21 protein-coding genes are annotated in these 16,688 nt (G+C 45.8%); 20 read left to right on the top strand and 1 reads right to left on the bottom strand.

Going from position 1 to position 16,688, the window contains the following annotated elements:
• Window positions 1–107: 107 nt before the first annotated feature.
• A complete protein-coding gene (gene recA, locus ACTNCK_RS07605; RefSeq protein ID WP_441081905.1) occupies window positions 108–1,181 on the top strand; it encodes a recombinase RecA in 1,074 nt (357 codons plus the stop codon).
• Window positions 1,182–1,199: 18 nt separating this feature from the next.
• Window positions 1,200–1,799 (top strand): regulatory protein RecX, encoded by a 600-nt coding sequence (locus ACTNCK_RS07600; RefSeq protein WP_441081904.1) that lies wholly within the window; start codon window positions 1,200–1,202, stop codon window positions 1,797–1,799.
• A 5-nt stretch (window positions 1,800–1,804) separates the two neighbouring features.
• On the opposite strand, the gene ACTNCK_RS07595 is transcribed toward ACTNCK_RS07600, so the two are convergent.
• Window positions 1,805–3,175 carry a hypothetical protein gene (locus ACTNCK_RS07595; RefSeq protein WP_441081903.1) on the bottom strand — a complete coding sequence of 457 codons (1,371 nt, stop codon included), beginning with the start codon at window positions 3,173–3,175 and terminating at the stop codon, window positions 1,805–1,807.
• A 136-nt stretch (window positions 3,176–3,311) separates the two neighbouring features.
• Here ACTNCK_RS07595 and ylxM point away from each other — a divergent pair, with 136 nt between their 5' ends.
• The 18 genes from ylxM to ACTNCK_RS07505 all read left to right on the top strand — a co-directional run bounded on the left by ylxM (window position 3,312) and on the right by ACTNCK_RS07505 (window position 16,686).
• Entirely contained in the window at window positions 3,312–3,629 is a 318-nt protein-coding gene (ylxM, locus tag ACTNCK_RS07590) for a YlxM family DNA-binding protein (protein WP_441081902.1), read from the top strand.
• A gap of 19 nt (window positions 3,630–3,648) precedes the next feature.
• Window positions 3,649–5,010 (top strand): signal recognition particle protein, encoded by a 1,362-nt coding sequence (gene ffh, locus ACTNCK_RS07585; protein ID WP_441081901.1) that lies wholly within the window; start codon window positions 3,649–3,651, stop codon window positions 5,008–5,010.
• Between the two features lie 66 nt (window positions 5,011–5,076).
• A complete protein-coding gene (gene rpsP / locus ACTNCK_RS07580; protein WP_441081900.1) occupies window positions 5,077–5,319 on the top strand; it encodes a 30S ribosomal protein S16 in 243 nt (80 codons plus the stop codon).
• A gap of 24 nt (window positions 5,320–5,343) precedes the next feature.
• Entirely contained in the window at window positions 5,344–5,577 is a 234-nt protein-coding gene (locus tag ACTNCK_RS07575; protein WP_441081899.1) for a KH domain-containing protein, read from the top strand.
• Window positions 5,574–6,092, top strand: coding sequence for a ribosome maturation factor RimM (rimM, locus tag ACTNCK_RS07570; protein WP_441081898.1), 519 nt, complete (start codon window positions 5,574–5,576; stop codon window positions 6,090–6,092). Before ACTNCK_RS07575 ends, rimM begins: the two co-directional genes overlap by 4 nt.
• Window positions 6,092–6,856, top strand: coding sequence for a tRNA (guanosine(37)-N1)-methyltransferase TrmD (trmD, locus tag ACTNCK_RS07565; protein ID WP_441081897.1), 765 nt, complete (start codon window positions 6,092–6,094; stop codon window positions 6,854–6,856). The genes rimM and trmD overlap by 1 nt, the downstream gene beginning before the upstream one ends.
• A gap of 29 nt (window positions 6,857–6,885) precedes the next feature.
• Window positions 6,886–7,236 (top strand): 50S ribosomal protein L19, encoded by a 351-nt coding sequence (gene rplS / locus ACTNCK_RS07560; protein ID WP_441081896.1) that lies wholly within the window; start codon window positions 6,886–6,888, stop codon window positions 7,234–7,236.
• Window positions 7,237–7,324: 88 nt separating this feature from the next.
• On the top strand, window positions 7,325–7,942 hold the full coding sequence (lepB, locus tag ACTNCK_RS07555; protein WP_441081895.1) for a signal peptidase I: 618 nt from the start codon (window positions 7,325–7,327) through the stop codon (window positions 7,940–7,942).
• A complete protein-coding gene (ylqF, locus tag ACTNCK_RS07550) occupies window positions 7,942–8,784 on the top strand; it encodes a ribosome biogenesis GTPase YlqF (protein ID WP_441081894.1) in 843 nt (280 codons plus the stop codon). The genes lepB (ACTNCK_RS07555) and ylqF overlap by 1 nt, the downstream gene beginning before the upstream one ends.
• Entirely contained in the window at window positions 8,781–9,317 is a 537-nt protein-coding gene (gene lepB / locus ACTNCK_RS07545) for a signal peptidase I (protein WP_441081893.1), read from the top strand. Before ylqF ends, lepB (ACTNCK_RS07545) begins: the two co-directional genes overlap by 4 nt.
• Window positions 9,314–10,051, top strand: coding sequence for a ribonuclease HII (locus tag ACTNCK_RS07540; RefSeq protein ID WP_441081892.1), 738 nt, complete (start codon window positions 9,314–9,316; stop codon window positions 10,049–10,051). The genes lepB (ACTNCK_RS07545) and ACTNCK_RS07540 overlap by 4 nt, the downstream gene beginning before the upstream one ends.
• 4 nt (window positions 10,052–10,055) lie before the next feature.
• Window positions 10,056–11,753, top strand: coding sequence for a flagellar hook-length control protein FliK (gene fliK, locus ACTNCK_RS07535; RefSeq protein WP_441081891.1), 1,698 nt, complete (start codon window positions 10,056–10,058; stop codon window positions 11,751–11,753).
• Window positions 11,754–11,755: 2 nt separating this feature from the next.
• On the top strand, window positions 11,756–12,037 hold the full coding sequence (locus ACTNCK_RS07530; protein ID WP_441081890.1) for an EscU/YscU/HrcU family type III secretion system export apparatus switch protein: 282 nt from the start codon (window positions 11,756–11,758) through the stop codon (window positions 12,035–12,037).
• 24 nt (window positions 12,038–12,061) lie between these two features.
• Window positions 12,062–12,412, top strand: a complete 351-nt coding sequence (locus ACTNCK_RS07525) for a YraN family protein (protein WP_441081889.1) — start codon at window positions 12,062–12,064, stop codon at window positions 12,410–12,412.
• Complete coding sequence (locus tag ACTNCK_RS07520) at window positions 12,387–13,712, top strand: DUF512 domain-containing protein (RefSeq protein WP_441081888.1); 1,326 nt, start codon at window positions 12,387–12,389, stop codon at window positions 13,710–13,712. Before ACTNCK_RS07525 ends, ACTNCK_RS07520 begins: the two co-directional genes overlap by 26 nt.
• Window positions 13,713–13,723: 11 nt before the next feature.
• Entirely contained in the window at window positions 13,724–15,049 is a 1,326-nt protein-coding gene (der, locus tag ACTNCK_RS07515) for a ribosome biogenesis GTPase Der (protein WP_441081887.1), read from the top strand.
• On the top strand, window positions 15,049–15,696 hold the full coding sequence (gene plsY / locus ACTNCK_RS07510; protein WP_441081886.1) for a glycerol-3-phosphate 1-O-acyltransferase PlsY: 648 nt from the start codon (window positions 15,049–15,051) through the stop codon (window positions 15,694–15,696). The genes der and plsY overlap by 1 nt, the downstream gene beginning before the upstream one ends.
• Window positions 15,697–16,686, top strand: coding sequence for an NAD(P)H-dependent glycerol-3-phosphate dehydrogenase (locus tag ACTNCK_RS07505; protein WP_441081885.1), 990 nt, complete (start codon window positions 15,697–15,699; stop codon window positions 16,684–16,686).
• Window positions 16,687–16,688 lie beyond the last annotated feature (2 nt).

The raw sequence follows: 16,688 nt of genomic DNA, 5'->3' as shown, positions 1-16,688 counted from the left end.
ATTGCCGTGGTTTTTTCATCAATGATATAATGACATTGACACTTGACATAAACGACAATATGTTCTATTATTAAATCACAAACATTTTTTCGAAACGGAGTACAGACATGGCAAAGGATGACAAGAAGGATGAGAAGCTGAAGGCACTTGATGCCGCAATATCACAGATCGAGAAGCAGTACGGCAGAGGTTCTATCATGAGACTTGGCGACAGCTCCTCACAGATGAAGGTGGAGACCATACCGACAGGCTCGATAAGTCTTGATATAGCACTAGGACAGGGTGGTCTTCCTAAGGGAAGGATCATAGAGATCTACGGACCTGAGTCCTCAGGTAAGACGACGCTTGCCCTGCATTGCGTCGCAGAAACACAGAAGAGGGGCGGTATAGCCGGATTTGTCGATGCAGAGCATGCGCTAGATCCGGTCTATGCCAGAAGCATTGGAGTTGATATAGACAATCTGTATATTTCACAGCCGGACAGTGGAGAGCAGGCTCTTGAGATCACAGAGACCATGGTCAGGAGCGGAGCGGTTGATATCATAGTAGTAGACTCTGTTGCAGCCCTGGTTCCTAAGGCAGAGATAGAGGGCGATATGGGAGATTCCCATGTGGGTCTGCAGGCCAGACTTATGTCCCAGGCACTCCGCAAGCTGACCTCAGCCATAAGCCGGAGCAACTGCATAGTGATCTTTATCAATCAGCTTCGTGAGAAGATAGGCGTGATGTTCGGGAACCCTGAGACTACGACAGGAGGAAGAGCTCTTAAGTTCTATGCATCAGTCAGGCTCGATGTACGTCGTATAGAGGCACTCAAGCAGCAGGGAGAGGTGATCGGAAACAGGACCAGAGTCAAGGTAGTAAAGAACAAGGTCGCTCCTCCGTTCAAGGAAGCAGAGTTTGACATCATGTTCGGAAAGGGCATATCAAAGGAGGGAGATATACTCGATCTGGCCTCTGATCTCGATATCATAAATAAGTCCGGCGCCTGGTACTCCTATAAGGGAGAGAAGATAGGTCAGGGAAGAGAGAATGCCAAGGCTTTTCTTTCGGATCATCCTGATATAGAAAGCACTGTCGAGCATCAGATCAGAGCGCATTACGGCCTTGATGACGAAGGAGCACAGTCGGCGGCCACTTCCCCGGAGGATACAGATAAGGACGCAGGGGCAGACTCGTAATGGAAAGGGCATAGGAGAATGCAGATAATAAGCATCGAGCCCCTTCCTTCCTCGAAGAGCAGGAGAAGGATTACTCTTGATACAAGGGAATCGTTTGTACTTTATGCAGGTGAGCTTGTGAAGCATCCAGAGCTAAGGACTTCTGCCTTCATAGATGAGGATTACTATCAGCAGATAAAGGATACTATCCTGCTCCCCAGAGCAAAGAAAAGGGTCCTGCATCTTCTCGAGAAGCAGGACCGTACAATGGCTGATGTCACTGACAAGCTGATATCTGGCGGATACCCGCCGGATGTAGCTGCTCTGGCAGCAGAATATGCTGCTTCATATGGATATATTGATGACCGCCGTTATACTGAGAATTATATATATTTCAATCAGGAGAAGAAGAGCAGGAGACGTCTTTTTAATGATCTTCTGAGGAAGGGAGTAGCAAGAGAGCTTATAGAGGAATGTCTGTCCGAGGCGGAGCTTATTCCCGAGGAGGATAAGATAAAGCTATTGCTTTCGAAGAAGCACTATGACAAGGATACTGCCAGTCAGCAGGACAAGGCCAGGATAATTAGGTTTCTTATGGGCAGGGGATATGATTATCAGACTATTAAAACGCTGATATGATCATATCAGCGTTTTTTAAGACCCAGGATCATGTTTTTTTCTTCTATTATTTCACGCAGTATAATCCCGCTTTCATCTCTGCCGGTTTCATCAGGATGATACTGCTTTATCAGTATATGGTATTCCTTCCTCAGTATATTCCTGTCATATATGGCATCCTTTGAGAAGAAGCGTATCCTGATATCGTTTTCCCTGTTATCAGTGCTCTTTTCGGATGTATTTTCCTTTTTGTTTTCCTTTTTTTCGGATGAGCTTTCAAGCCAGGGGTTTTTATATAGCTTGTCAGATCCGGAGAAAATACGGAAGCGTTCTCTTTTCTCACCATCAGCTATTTCCCTGAAGCTTATGCAGGAGAGAGACCTGTCGCATATATACTCACCAAGGAAGCTGAGATGCCTGTAGCTTATAAGATATGAATCCTCCGCAGGCCTTGCATGATATGAGAGGAAATCATCAGGGCTTCCTAAGATTCTGAAAAGGAAGGGAGCTAATGGATGTCTGCCGGATTTTAAGGCACTGGCCTCTCTTTTTGCATCGGCAAGGGAGGCAGAGAAGATATCATTGATGTCTCTGTAGTTCTGTTTTTTCCATCTGTCCAGATACTCAGACTCAAGGATCAGGTCATGCTTTTCCTCAAGCAGATCATCCAGACAGGCCTCAAGCCGTAGGAATTCCTCTGTATCCCCCTTATGAAAGGCCGCTTCCTTAAGGTCCGTATTCATAGAGATCCGGCTGTTGACATGTATTAGCCGGGACGAAGCTATATCAGTAAGACTCCTTATACGTCTGGATACCGCTACGCAGGCACTCGCACTGCTTGATGTCTCAAGAAATACCTGCTTTAGGAATATAGTATCGGTAAAATGTATCGAAGCCAGAAAGAAATAGCTGTAAAAGGCGTTGCAGGCACCTACAGACGAGACCGGTTCGCCCTTTCCCCAGTATTTCATCGACATAAGGGTCGTGGCCAGTTCCTTTTCCTCGAGGATTATGGCATAGTGCAGACAGTCAAGCCCCAGATCATCCTTAAGGCCGAGATAGAGCTCGGAGGGAAGAAGACCCTTTGAGATCCGGCAGAGAGCCTCATCCATTCTCTCCCTTGCGCTCCGGCATTCTATGTATCTGGCAAGCTGGATCTGGGGGAGGGACAACTGATCCCTTATACGACTGATAAGCTTTATGGCTCTCATATCCTGAAGCCTGTTTGCCAGGCAGATAAGGAGATAGCTTTCTCCCAGAGTTAGCATAGGCTTGCTCGAGAGAGCAGAATAGAGCCTTATTTCCTCGCGCAGGAAATCCATTGAGAAATCCGATCTGATCCTGTCGATCAGCATTGAATATTTCAGATCTGTATCTGCTTCTGGGTCTTTAGCCATTCGTTAGTCACCATGCCTCTTTGTTTGCGTAAATATACATGAATGATTCATATTCTAACCTATTTTTTTAACTTATTCAAGCTGTCAACAAAAAAGCTTGACACCGTAGACAATAGATAGTATAATACTTTCCGTTATGGAAGAAAAGGTTCGGGATGGATTGCTCTTTGATTTCTACGGCGATCTCCTTTCAGAAAAGCAAAAGGATATTTACAGGGCCTATGCCTATGAGGATCTGTCACTTTCTGAGATGTCAGAGGAGTTTGATATGACAAGGCAGGGAATCAGTGAGACTATCCACAGAGCTACAAGAAATCTGCTGGATTATGAGAAAAGGCTCGGGCTTCTTTCTCTTCACAGAAGAGTCAGGACACTTGCAGATGATATAGTTTCATCAACTGATATTGACACCTGCCACAGCAAGGCGGGAGAGATACTAAAGCTTTTGCAATAACGCTATTTGAGGATTATTTATGGCTTTTGACAGTCTTAGCGAGAAACTTCAGAATGTATTCAGAGGCTTAAGAGGCAAGGGCCGTCTTTCTGAGAAGGACGTCACCAATGCCTTGAGGGAGGTGAAGCTTGCTCTACTTGAGGCCGATGTAAACTTCAAGGTAGTAAAGGGATTCATCAATAAGGTCAAGGAACGCTGTGTCGGAGATGAGGTCTTAGGAGGCCTTAATCCTGCCCAGACCGTTATCAAGATAGTGGATGAGGAGCTCACATCCCTGATGGGATCTGAGATAACAGAGATAAGCTATCAGCCGGGACAGGCCATAACAGTCATTATGATGTGCGGACTTCAGGGAGCTGGTAAGACTACGACGACAGCCAAGCTTGCAGGAAAGATGAAGCTGAAGGGCAAGCGTCCCCTGCTGGTTGCCTGTGATGTATACAGGCCTGCAGCCATAGATCAGCTGAAGGTAAACGGAGAGAAGCAGGACGTGCCTGTATTCTCAATGGGAAGTGATAATTCACCTGTAGATATAGCAAAGGCGGCCATTTCCCATGCCCGGTCCAATAATCAGAATGTCGTGATACTTGATACAGCAGGACGTCTTCATGTGGATGATGATATGATGAAGGAACTGTGCGATATCAAGGAAGCGGTTGAGGTTCACCAGACTATCCTGGTAGTCGATGCGATGACAGGACAGGATGCTGTCAATGTCGCCAGTTCGTTTAATGATCAGATAGGTATCGACGGAGTCATACTGACAAAGCTCGATGGAGATACCAGAGGAGGTGCTGCTCTTTCTATCAGGGCAGTCACTGGAAAGCCTATCCTGTATGTCGGAATGGGTGAGAAGCTGTCTGATCTTGAGGCATTTCATCCTGACAGGATGGCAAGCCGTATCCTTGGTATGGGAGATATGCTTACCCTTATCGAGAAGGCTCAGGATTCCTTCGATCAGGAGGAAGCAAAGAAGCTGAGCCAGAAGGCCTTCAAGAAGGGAAGCTTCGATTTCAACGACTATCTCGCATCCATGTCACAGATGAAAAAGATGGGTGGTATAGGAAGCCTGCTTGGTATGATCCCTGGCATGGGACTTTCATCAAGTCAGATGGATCAGGTGAAAGATGCTATAGATGACAAGAAGCTTGCTCATACAGAGGCCATCATCATGTCGATGACACCTGAGGAGAGAGAAAACCCCAAGCTCATTACTGTCCAGAGAAAGAACAGGATAGCAAGGGGAGCAGGACTTGATATAGCTGAGGTGAATCGTTTCATAAAGCAGTTCAATGAATCGGCAAAGCTTATGAAAAAGATGCCGGGGCTTATGAAGGGCAGACGTCATTTAGGATTAGGAAAGATGCCTTTCAAGATCTGATACGGGTTATAGACGCATGATCACGCGCCTTAAACTATATATTTAACCAGAAAATGGAGGAACAAAATGGTAAAGTTAAGACTCACAAGAATTGGTAAGAAGAAGACTCCTTTCTACAGAATCATTGCTGCAGAATCATCTTCTCCAAGAGATGGACGCTTCATCGAGCAGATCGGAACCTATGATCCGAATCAGGAGCCGGCAGCAGTAAATATCGATGCTGATCTTGCCAAGAAGTGGCTTGCTAACGGTGCTCAGCCAACAGCAACAGTTTCAAGACTTTTCAAGAACGCCGGAATCGAGAAATAATACCTGCTTCATGGGAGATCGTATATGAAGGAATTAGTTGAGGTAATAGCAAAAGCCCTTGTTGATGATCCCGGTTCTGTCTGTGTAAAGGAGACAGATGAGGATAATGTGGTAAGGCTTGTGCTTTCTGTAGCGCCTTCCGATATGGGTAAAGTCATTGGGAAGCAGGGAAGGATAGCTAAAGCCATAAGAACAGTAGTAAAGGCAGCTGCAACAGAGACTGATAAAAAGGTCTATGTGGATATAGAGGACAAGTGAAGGATAATTATCTGAGGATCGGCGTGATATCATCCACCCATGGAGTCCATGGAGAGGTCAAGGTCCGTCCGACAACTGATGACATAAGAAGGTTTGACGATACAGAGGAGGTTATCCTTTCTTATCCTGACGGCAGGCGTGAGAAGCATTCTGTAAGCTCAGTGAAGTATTTCAAGAACCAGGTAATCCTTGGCTTTTCAGATGTTACTGATATGGACAGGGCCTATACGCTCCGTAATGCAGAGATCCTTATAGACAGAGAGCACGCCATACCTCTTGACAAGGGTGAATACTTCATAGGAGATATAATAGGACTAAGCGTCTATGATGAGTATGACAGACTCTTAGGCAAATGTACGGATGTCATTTCTACAGGCGCCAACGATGTCTATCAGGTAACCGGTCAGGATGGGAAGAGCCTGCTGATACCGGCCATAAAGTCCTGTATCCTTATGGTCCTTCCTGCGGAGGGAAGAATGAAGGTCCATCTGCTTCCGGGACTGGAGGATCTGTGATGAGAGTTTATGTGATGACTCTTTTCCCTGAGATGGTAGAGAGTACTCTTCATAACAGCATCACAGGACGGGCTATGGATGATGGCCGTCTTGAGCTCTGTTGTGTCAATATCCGCGATTTCTCAAAGGATAAGAATGGCAGGGTCGATGATTATCCATTCGGCGGTGGAGCCGGTATGGTCATAGAGGCAGATCCAGTATATGACTGCTATAGGTACATCCTTGACAAGACCGGTCCGGACTGCCCGGTCATAGCGCTTTCACCAAAGGGTCAGACCTTTTCACAGACTAAGGCGAAGGAACTATCGACTGAGGATCAGATGATCCTTCTATGCGGGCATTACGAGGGGATCGACCAGAGAGTGCTCGACAGGATAGTTACAGACTATATCTCGATCGGAGACTATGTGCTTACAGGCGGAGAGCTTGCGGCCTGTGTTCTTGTGGACTGTATTTCAAGGCTTATTCCCGGAGTCCTTGGGAATCAGGAATCGGCCGGGAGCGAGAGCTTTGAGAATGATCTTCTCGAATATCCCCAGTACACAAGACCACAGGAATGGAATGGCGAAAGAGTACCTGAGATTCTTCTTTCAGGAAATCACAGACTGATAGAGGAATGGAGGCTTGAAAAGAGCATAGAAAGGACCAGAAATTTACGGCCTGATATGTTCAGAAGAGCTCTGCCGGGACTTAAGCGATCCCTTTCAAACAGGCTCAAGAGGAAGCTATTGAAACCAGAAGAAAATTGTGATAAACTATCATAGTTGCTGCTAAAACAGCAGGAGGAAAAATAATGAACGCAAAAGAGATCATTGGAAAGATCGAAGACGAACAGAAGAAGACAGAGATCCCTGAGTTTAATGTTGGAGATACTGTTCGTGTCTCAAACAAGATAAAGGAAGGTAATAAGGAGCGTATCCAGATCTTCGAGGGAACAGTTCTTAAGAAGCAGGGTGGCTCAAACCGTGAGACCTTTACAGTAAGAAAGATTTCAAGCGGAGTAGGCGTTGAGAAGACCTTCCCTATCCACAGCCCTAACGTTGAGAAGGTTGAGGTAGTAAGAAGAGGTAAGGTTCGCAGAGCAAAGCTTAATTATCTTCGCGACAGAGTTGGTAAGAGAGCCAAGGTTAAGGAGACTATCTGAGTCCTTATTCTATGATATCTTCCGATATCAATATGCATTTGTTAAAGGTGGCCGTCTGACCACCTTTTTTTAGAATAGGTCATTTATAATGAAAGTCATTCCAAATAAAAAAGCTTTTGCAGGCAAGCTTCCTACCAGCAAATCTCTAGATTTCAGGAGACGTAGAAAGCGGCCGGACGTAAAGAACATCAGAAAAATAATCATCCTTATGCTTGAAACAGGAGCAGTGGTCCTTTTAGCCTATCTCATTGTCAGGGCATTCTGTATGCAGGTAGTAATGACAGAGGAATCTATGGAGCCCCAGATCAAGGTTTCAGACAGGCTTCTCATAGACAAGGTGATCTATAGGATAAAGGACCCCAAGCAGGGCGATGTGGTAGCCTTTTCTTCTCCGGGAGATCTCTCAGGGAGATACTCTGTAAAAAGGGTGATAGCGGTGCCCGGGCAGAAGGTCCTTATCAAAAATGGCGTAGTCTATGTTGATGACAAGGTATATCAGGCCCCGGCCCAGACTACTACCATAAAGGATTCAGGACTTGCTTCCTCTGAGTTCACTCTTGGAGGGGATGAATATTTCCTTCTAGGAGACAACAGGGATGTAAGTGAAGACAGCAGATATACCAGTGTAGGCAATATCCTGAAGAGTCAGATCAGAGGCAAGATATGGCTTGATGCCTCCTTCAGGGATTTCGGAGTGGTGGACTGATGAACATTCAGTGGTATCCGGGGCATATGACAAGGGCCATCCGGCAGATAAAAGAAGATATAAAGCTGATAGATCTTGTTATCGAGATCCTTGACGCCCGAATCGCAGCATCGAGCAGGAATCCGGAGATAAAGGAGCTTACAAATGGGAAGTCCCATCTTATCATCCTAAACAAGGCTGACCTTGCTGATGATGCTCTGACAAAGGAATGGATAAGCTTTTTTGAAAAAAAAGGTCTTTCGGCCCTAGCTGTTGACAGCAGGGACAGAAGGAATATAAAAAGGATCACGGATAAGGTAGCAGAGGTCACTGCTGAAAAAAGGCAAAGAGACCTAAGACGTGGTATAAAGAATCGTCCGGTAAGAGCGCTTGTGGCAGGTATACCTAACGTGGGTAAGTCTACTCTTACCAATTCCCTTTCCGGAAGAAAGAGTGCAAAGACCGGGGATAAGCCCGGAGTGACCAAGGGCAAGCAGTGGATCCATGTGAATAAGGGACTTGATCTATTGGATACACCAGGTATACTCTGGCCCAAGTTCTCAGATCATAGAACTGGTGAGCATCTTGCTCTTTTCGGCGCTATAGCCGATAATGTATTTGAGAGAGAGGAGCTTGCTCTTGTCCTCTATCATATACTTACCGAGGAATATCCGGGCAGGCTCTCATCTGTATACCATATCTCAGAGGAGCTTGATGACAAGGATCTTCTCGATGCTATAGCAGAGGAGAAGAACCTTCTTCTTGCTGAGGGAAGACTCGATATAAGAAGGGCAGCCGGACTATTTCTCGATGATTTAAGGAGCGGAAGGCTTGGTAAATTATCTCTGGAGAGACCGGAATGAAAAGAGATGGTGCTATAAGGTTATTTAAATATCTGCTTATTGTGATCGCCATTCTGTCAGCCGGCTTTATGATCACACATTTCCTTGTACAGAGGACAGTTGTAAGAGGAAGCTCCATGGAGCCGGCCTTATCTGACAGAGATAATCTGCTGATATATAGAGCTGCCTATTTAAAAAGTCCGCCCAAGCGTTTTGATATAGTAGTATTCACAGACAAAAGGGTCAGCGGGTCCTACTATATCAAAAGAGTGATAGGGCTGCCGGGGGAGACTGTAGAGATAAGCGATCAGGGATATATATTTATCAACGGAAAGAGGCTTTCAGATAAATATGGCAGAGGAAGGATAACAGATCCAGGACAGGCTGCATATGGAATAAGACTTAAGAGAGGCCAGTATTTCGTGCTGGGAGACAACAGAAATCATAGTGAGGACAGCAGATTTGCTGATATAGGTATGGTAGGGGCCAGTCAGATAATAGGGAAAGGGGTATTCAGGTTCTTTCCCTTTGACAGGTTCGGGAAGGTAAGATGACTGAAGAAAAAGAGGCAGAAGAGAGAAAAAGGGTTTTTGAACTTCTTACAAGAGAAAGACAGCTGCATGATAAGGGAATCCTTCTTGTAGGCGGAGTAGATGAAGCAGGCAGAGGTCCTCTTGCAGGCCCTGTCGTGGCCTCATGTGTGATTCTTCCGGATGATTTCTTTGTTCCTTATCTGAATGATTCCAAGAAGGTCACAGCAAGACGAAGAGAGGAGATATTCCCGCTTATAATAAGCGGGGCCATAAGTGCAGGAGTAGGACTTGCGACTCCAGAGGAGATAGACAGTATAAATATACTGAATGCGACCTATCTTGCCATGAAGCGCTCAATAAGTTCAATGAGCCGGAAGCCGGATTATCTGATAAATGATGCAGTCCATATATCTGGACTTGATATAGAGCAGGAATCCATAGTAAAGGGAGACGCCAAGGTAGCCTGTATTGCAGCCGCATCGATCCTTGCCAAGGTGACAAGGGATCATATTATGGAGTATTATGACAGGCTTATCCCGGAGTACAGGTTCATAAAGCACAAGGGATATCCGACAAGGGAGCATTATGAGCTGGTGGAAAAATATGGCATACTTCCTATATACAGGAGAAGCTTTCTTTCAAAGAGAATAGAAGAAGGGAGGCTTATGGCAGAGGAGAGGAGGATGGATCTGCCTGATCCATTCGACCTGGCGGATGATTTCCTTGGCAAGTATGGAATTACTGTTGTGAGGTGATCCTATGGAAATAAAGAATCTCATTAACCAGTATTACAGCAGTGTGAATAATAACAGCAGTCAGGCTACAAAGCCTCAGGGCGTCGAGCAGCTGACAGGTGCACTTAGTGCTATTAAGGCAGGGACTGTTTTTGAAGGTACAGTAAACAGCATCAAGGGGTCTACTGTGCTTCTTGGGCTCTCAAGCGGGCAGAATATCACGGCAAGACTTCTTGCGGATTTAGATCTCTCGATAGGGGAATCCGTATTCTTTCAGGTAATGAAAAATGACGGTCAGGAGATATCGATAAAGCCTGTATCAGTTGGAGCCTCATTGGGAAACCCAATAATAAGCGATGCACTTAAGAGCGCCTCCCTTCCGGTAACGGATCAGACTATAGCTATGGTTGATGAGATGATAAAGAATCATCTCCCTATAGACTCAAAAAGCATACAGGAGATGAGCCATCTGGTCTTTTCAGTCCCATCGGCAGATCCAAGGACTGCAGTAGTCCTTAAAAGTCTGGGACTGCCGGCTGATAAGACCATGCTTTCAATGGTAAAAAATGTCCGCGAGGGAGGAGAGCTAATAAGTGATTCTATTTCAGCTCTCTCCGACAGTGCCTGCCAGATAATAGCAGAGGAGCCTGGATTGTTTGATGGAATAGCAGATATCATTACAGATATCTATCTGGATGGAGACAGGTCGCTTTCAGAAGGAATCCTTGCTAAAGAGCCCGTGGTAAATAATGATCCGCTTACAGATGAAGGCTTTAATGAGCCGGTATCGGTAGCCGATCTAAAGGGGGAGGAAAAGGCGCCTGCTGCGGTAGAGAGCCATATTGATATGAACAGGTCTGACTATCCGGAGGGGGCAGTAGGAAATACTATGACTCCATCTGATTTCAAGAGACTTTCGGACTTTCTGGCATCTGATCGGACTATGAGAGAGACCTTTCCTGGTCTCTTTGACAGTAAGGGGGGACTTGATCCAAAGGCATTGACAAAGGATGTATTTCTTGCTGTTAAATGGCTCTTTGATTCAAGGGGCAGCAGTTTTACTGCAGGTCACCTAAGGTCAGGAGGTGTCAGCGAGCTGATAAAAGGGATCATTTCTGACAGATATGCGCTAAGCCCTGACAGGGTGGCTGACAAGGCAGAAGTCAGCAGGCTTTTTGACAGGATAGAAAAGGATATGGAGGAGGTGGCCAGAGCGGCCCAGACAAGGCTGCCTGAGGAAGCAGGGCAGAGACTGACTCAGGCATCTGAGGGGGCAAGGGGAAATGCTGCCTTTGTAAAAGAGGTGAATACGGTATATAATTATATACAGATACCGCTAAAGCTTTCAGGAGCAAATGCTACAGGAGAGCTGTATATATATTCGGACAAGCGAAAGAAAAAGTGGGATCCGGATGAGCCGGTAAGCGCCTTTCTCCATTTCGATCTGGAGAATCTGGGTTCTACGGATATCTCGGTCAGGCTTCTTGGAAAAAAGCTGGATACGAAATTTTCTCTGTCTGACCGTATCTCATACAGCCTGATCGAGAATAATATAGACCTGCTTAAGGAAAGGCTTGAATCGATGGGATACAGCTGCAGCCTGTCGGTGAGCGGATCAGAGCCTAAAAGAGACTTTCTGGATGATTTCCTTAAGCAGGGAGTAAGATCCTCAAGGATAAATGGAAAACAGATACTCAGATATTCGTTTGACGTGAGGGCATGATAATGGAAGAGAAGGATCAGGACAAAAAAACAGCGGTAGCGCTTTCATACGAGGCAGGAGACGAGGCCCCTAAGATAATAGCGACAGGGAAGGGAGAGGTAGCCGAAAGGATAATAGAAGAGGCAAAGGCGGCAGATGTGCCATTCTATAAGGATTCTGCCCTGGCTAAGACCTTATCCTCCCTCCAGATAGGGGATGCTATACCGCCACAGCTCTATGAGGTGGTTGCAGAGATCCTTGTCTTTGTTGACAAGATGGACAGACTCAGATCAAAGCTCAGATAGACCTAAGAAAAGGGGAGGACATTTATGAACAGGAGAAAGGTAGGGGAGGATACGGAAGCACAGGCAAGGAGTTTTCTTGAAAAGGAAGGCTACAGGGTCATGGAAAGCAATTTCAGATGCAGACAGGGAGAGATCGATATAATAGCAGAGGAATCGGATACGATCTGCTTTATAGAGGTCAAGTACAGGAGCTCCCTGCGATGCGGCTATCCGGAGGAGAGTGTGACGGCTGACAAGCAGAGAAAGATAATAAGGAGTGCTCTTTTCTATCTCGGACTCCATCAGATAAGTGCAAATGTGCGTTTTGATGTGGTAAGTATACTGCCGGGTGAGATCAGACTGATAAGAAATGCCTTTGAATACAGAAACACATAAGATATCATACGTAAGACCGGGATCGGCTGCGGATAAGGCCGGTATAAGCAAGGGTGACATGCTGCTTGAGATAGGCGACGGATCCCTGCAGGATATATTTGACTATTATTATTACGAGGAAAGCCTAAGCCTTGATCTCCTTATCCGCCATCCTGATGGGACTGAGGAAAAGTACCATATAGAAAAGGGTGAGGAGGATACGGATATAGGACTGTCCTTTGAGAATGGCCTTTTAGACGATTACAGATCCTGCCAGAACCACTGTATGTTCTGCTTTATCGACCAGATGCCTCCGGGAATGAGAGAGACGCTGTATTTCAAGGATGATGATACAAGACTTTCCTTTCTTCAAGGCAATTATGTGACGCTTACAAATATGGGCGAAAAGGAGCTTGATCGGGTAATAGACTACAGGCTTTCTCCAATAAATATTTCGGTCCATACTACAAACCCCAGCTTAAGAGTCAGGATGCTTGCCAACAAAAACGCTGCAAATATAATGCCTGACATAAAAAGGATAGCGGATGCAGGCCTTACAATGAATACACAGATAGTCCTCTGCAAGGGGATAAATGACGGGGCTGAGCTTGATCGTACAATAAATGATCTGGCAGGCTTTTATCCATATGTAAGGTCGCTTTCTGTGGTGCCGGTAGGTCTTACCAGATTTCGTCAGGGACTTTATCATCTGGATCCGTTTACAGGAGATGATGCAGGATCAGTCATAGATCAGATAGAGGCGGCGTCAGACCTCATGTATGAGAAATACAATGAACATTTTGTATATCCGTCAGATGAGTGGTATCTTCTGGCCGGAAGAAAGCTGCCTGACTCGGACAGATACGATGGCTTCGGCCAGCTGGAAAACGGAGTCGGAATGCTGAGGCTTCTTATAGATGAGTTTAACGAGGCTCTCTCAAATGAAGGAAGACATCCCTTAAGGCATAAAAGCGTAACGATTGCGACTGGAGCACTGGCCGCACCGTTTCTAAAGGAGCTTTCTTATGGCTTTATGAGAAAATATCCGAGAATAAAAGTGGATGTGGTAACCATAATAAACCACTTCTTCGGAGAGCAGATAACGGTTTCCGGACTTATAACCGGAAAGGATCTCCTTGAGCAGCTAAAGGAACACGGAGTAAACGAGAGACTCCTTATCCCTGTCAATATGCTAAGGAGCAATGAGGAAGTCTTTTTGGATGATATGACCGTTTCGGAGCTTTCACAAGCTTTACAAGTACCGGTCACTGTTGTAAAATCAAGCGGGCAGGATCTGCTTTTTGCCCTTCTTAATAAATAAAGTGAGGAAATATGGCAAAACCAATAGTAGCTATAGTCGGGCGGCCGAATGTCGGCAAGTCCACTCTGTTTAATGCAATAGCAGGCGAGAGGATCTCAATAGTAAAGGACACACCTGGAGTCACACGGGACAGGATATATGCTGATGCCTCCTGGCTGGATCACGATTTCACGCTGGTGGATACAGGAGGCATAGAGCCTGATTCTAACGATATAATTCTTTCAAGGATGCTCGATCAGGCAAGGATAGCAATAGATACGGCTGATGTTATCATCTTTGTTGTAGATGCAAAGACCGGTCTTACCGATTCAGACGGAAAGGTGTGCGATATACTGCGCCGGTCGGGTAAGCCTGTTGTTCTTTGTGTGAACAAGATAGATGATTTCAAGAAGCAGGGAAACGATATATATGAGTTCTATAATCTGGGTATAGGTGATCCTTATCCGGTATCCGCAGCAGGAAATCTGGGCTTTGGTGATCTGCTTGATGCTGTATGTGCAGACTTCCCAAAGGGAAGCGATAAGGATGACGGGTCTGATATACCGCGAATAGCGATAATAGGGAAGCCTAACGTCGGCAAGTCATCGCTAATCAACCGTCTGACAGGTGAGGAAAGAGCAATAGTCTCTGATATTGCTGGAACTACAAGGGATACACTTGATTCTCTGGTAAGGTTCCATGGACAGGAATATCTCTTTGTCGATACTGCGGGTCTACGAAGAAAGAGCAAGGTAAAGGAGGATCTGGAGAGATACTCGATCATCCGGGCTGTAGCAGCAGTTGAAAAGGCTGATGTCGTGATCCTTGTTATAGATGCCTCAGAGGGCGTCACAGAGCAGGATGCAAAGATAGCAGGCATAGCCCATGACAGAGGAAAGGGTATTATAATAGCTGTAAATAAATGGGACGCGATCGAAAAGGATGACCATACCGTAAAGGAGCATAGGCAAAAGATCAGACAGGTCCTCTCATTTATTCCATATGCCAGGATTGAATTCATTTCCGCAAGGACAGGACAGAGGGTAAGCAGGCTTTATCAGCTTATAGATCAGGTGATACAGAACCAGAACTTAAGGATCCAGACCGGAGTCTTAAACGAGATCATAGCCGAGGCCACTGCCATGCAGCAGCCGCCTACTGACAAGGGAAGAAGGCTTAAGATCTTTTATACGACCCAGGTATCGGTCAAGCCGCCGACATTTGTTATATTTGTAAATGATAAGAAGCTTATGCATTTTACCTATCTCAGATATCTGGAAAACAGGATCAGGGATGCATTCGGCTTTGAAGGAACAGCAATACACTTTATAGTAAGACAACGAAAAGAGGGCGAGTGATGTACAGACTTCTTGCTTTTGTTATCGGATACGCTTTTGGTAATATTCCATCCGGATACCTTATGGGAAAGGCAAAAAAGGTGGATATCACCAGACAGGGAAGCGGGAATATAGGAACGACAAATACTCTGCGTGTTCTTGGAAATCTTCCTGGAGCTCTCTGCCTTGTATTCGACTGCCTGAAGGGAGTGATACCGGCTCTTATAATAGGACAGCTGACAAAGGGATCGGATCTTAGTGCGGTATATGCCTTCTATGCTGCATTTGGCGCAGTTATAGGACATGATTTTCCACTGACAATGAAGCTTCATGGAGGAAAGGGCATAGCTACATCACTGGGGCTTTTTATTGTAAGCTATCCGGTGATAGTGCTCCCTCAGCTTCTCGTATTTATAATGGCTGTTTCCATTACCCGGTATGTGTCGCTCGGATCCATACTCTGTGCAGCGACCTTTCCATTTATGGCTTCTATCGCCATAATGACAGGACACAGTATCTTTTCTGTATCTGATGCACCGGAGATAGTGATCCTGTCATTTGCGGTCGGGATCCTTGCAATAGTCCGTCACAGAAGCAATATAAAAAGGCTTCTGGATCATTCAGAGAATAAATTTTCTTTTCATCACCGGAATAAGGAGGACAGGTAAATGGCTCAGATAACTATACTGGGAGCAGGAAGCTGGGGAAGTGCTCTTTCCCATGTGCTGACCGAAAACGGACACAGGGTCCGGATCTGGTCATATTCAGAGGATGAGGTAAAAAGGATACTTGCTTCCGAAAGAAGGATAGAAAAGATTCCGGGCTATTATTACGATAAGAGCATAGAATTCTCAAGCGATATGCAGCAGGCTGTTCTGGGATCTGATCTTATAGTCTTTGCAGTACCATCTGTTGCAACAAGATCGACAGCAGAAAAGCTTGCTCCATTTTATACTAAGGAGACAGGGATAGTTTCTGTATCAAAGGGAATAGAGGAGGATACGCTTTTTACACAGACCCAGATAATAGAGGATCAGATACCGGGTGCTGTGACATCGGTTCTTTCTGGTCCTTCCCATGCTGAGGAGGTAATAAAGGATCTTCCTACAGTGCTTGTTGCAGGCTCGACCGACCAGAGGCTTGCAGAGAAGGTTCAGGACATTTTCATGAATGAAAACTTCAGGGTATATACAAGTACTGATGTAGTAGGCATAGAGGTCGGAGCATCTCTAAAGAATGTCATAGCACTGGCAGCAGGAATGTCCGATGGAGTAGGAAACGGAGACAATGCCAGAGCAGCCCTTATCACAAGAGGTATACGGGAGATAACGGCGATCGCAGTAGCCATGGGAGGACACAGGGATACGCTTAACGGACTTGCCGGTATAGGAGACCTGATAGTGACCTGCTCATCGGTGCATTCGAGAAATCACCAGGCCGGAGTGCTTATTGGACAGGGGGCTTCATATCAGGAGGCTATGGAAAGGGTCCATATGGTTGTCGAGGGAGTCTATTCTGCAAAGGCTGCTCTGGCACTCGGCAAGAAGTACAAGGTCTCCATGCCTATCATAACAGAGGTCAATAAGGTCCTGTTCGGAGGCAAGGATGTGGCCTGCGGAGTCCGCGATCTGATGTGCAGGGATAAGAAAGCAGAGTGAAT

Origin of the sequence: Candidatus Weimeria sp. HCP3S3_B5 (genome assembly GCF_052064335.1) — a bacterium.
Taxonomy (GTDB): Bacteria; Bacillota; Clostridia; order Lachnospirales; family Lachnospiraceae; genus Weimeria.
This window is presented reverse-complemented; position numbering and strand designations above follow the sequence as displayed.

Excerpts from the sequence above, each read along its gene's own strand:
- recA (WP_441081905.1), top strand. The coding sequence starts at position 108 with ATGGCAAAGGATGACAAGAAGGATGAGAAGCTGAAGGCACTTGATGCC.
- ACTNCK_RS07600 (WP_441081904.1), top strand. The coding sequence starts at position 1,200 with ATGCAGATAATAAGCATCGAGCCCCTTCCTTCCTCGAAGAGCAGGAGA.
- ACTNCK_RS07595 (WP_441081903.1), bottom strand. The coding sequence starts at position 3,175 with ATGGCTAAAGACCCAGAAGCAGATACAGATCTGAAATATTCAATGCTG.
- ylxM (WP_441081902.1), top strand. The coding sequence starts at position 3,312 with ATGGAAGAAAAGGTTCGGGATGGATTGCTCTTTGATTTCTACGGCGAT.
- ffh (WP_441081901.1), top strand. The coding sequence starts at position 3,649 with ATGGCTTTTGACAGTCTTAGCGAGAAACTTCAGAATGTATTCAGAGGC.
- rpsP (WP_441081900.1), top strand. The coding sequence starts at position 5,077 with ATGGTAAAGTTAAGACTCACAAGAATTGGTAAGAAGAAGACTCCTTTC.
- ACTNCK_RS07575 (WP_441081899.1), top strand. The coding sequence starts at position 5,344 with ATGAAGGAATTAGTTGAGGTAATAGCAAAAGCCCTTGTTGATGATCCC.
- trmD (WP_441081897.1), top strand. The coding sequence starts at position 6,092 with ATGAGAGTTTATGTGATGACTCTTTTCCCTGAGATGGTAGAGAGTACT.
- rplS (WP_441081896.1), top strand. The coding sequence starts at position 6,886 with ATGAACGCAAAAGAGATCATTGGAAAGATCGAAGACGAACAGAAGAAG.
- lepB (WP_441081895.1), top strand. The coding sequence starts at position 7,325 with ATGAAAGTCATTCCAAATAAAAAAGCTTTTGCAGGCAAGCTTCCTACC.
- ylqF (WP_441081894.1), top strand. The coding sequence starts at position 7,942 with ATGAACATTCAGTGGTATCCGGGGCATATGACAAGGGCCATCCGGCAG.
- lepB (WP_441081893.1), top strand. The coding sequence starts at position 8,781 with ATGAAAAGAGATGGTGCTATAAGGTTATTTAAATATCTGCTTATTGTG.
- ACTNCK_RS07540 (WP_441081892.1), top strand. The coding sequence starts at position 9,314 with ATGACTGAAGAAAAAGAGGCAGAAGAGAGAAAAAGGGTTTTTGAACTT.
- fliK (WP_441081891.1), top strand. The coding sequence starts at position 10,056 with ATGGAAATAAAGAATCTCATTAACCAGTATTACAGCAGTGTGAATAAT.
- ACTNCK_RS07530 (WP_441081890.1), top strand. The coding sequence starts at position 11,756 with ATGGAAGAGAAGGATCAGGACAAAAAAACAGCGGTAGCGCTTTCATAC.
- ACTNCK_RS07525 (WP_441081889.1), top strand. The coding sequence starts at position 12,062 with ATGAACAGGAGAAAGGTAGGGGAGGATACGGAAGCACAGGCAAGGAGT.
- ACTNCK_RS07520 (WP_441081888.1), top strand. The coding sequence starts at position 12,387 with ATGCCTTTGAATACAGAAACACATAAGATATCATACGTAAGACCGGGA.
- der (WP_441081887.1), top strand. The coding sequence starts at position 13,724 with ATGGCAAAACCAATAGTAGCTATAGTCGGGCGGCCGAATGTCGGCAAG.
- plsY (WP_441081886.1), top strand. The coding sequence starts at position 15,049 with ATGTACAGACTTCTTGCTTTTGTTATCGGATACGCTTTTGGTAATATT.
- ACTNCK_RS07505 (WP_441081885.1), top strand. The coding sequence starts at position 15,697 with ATGGCTCAGATAACTATACTGGGAGCAGGAAGCTGGGGAAGTGCTCTT.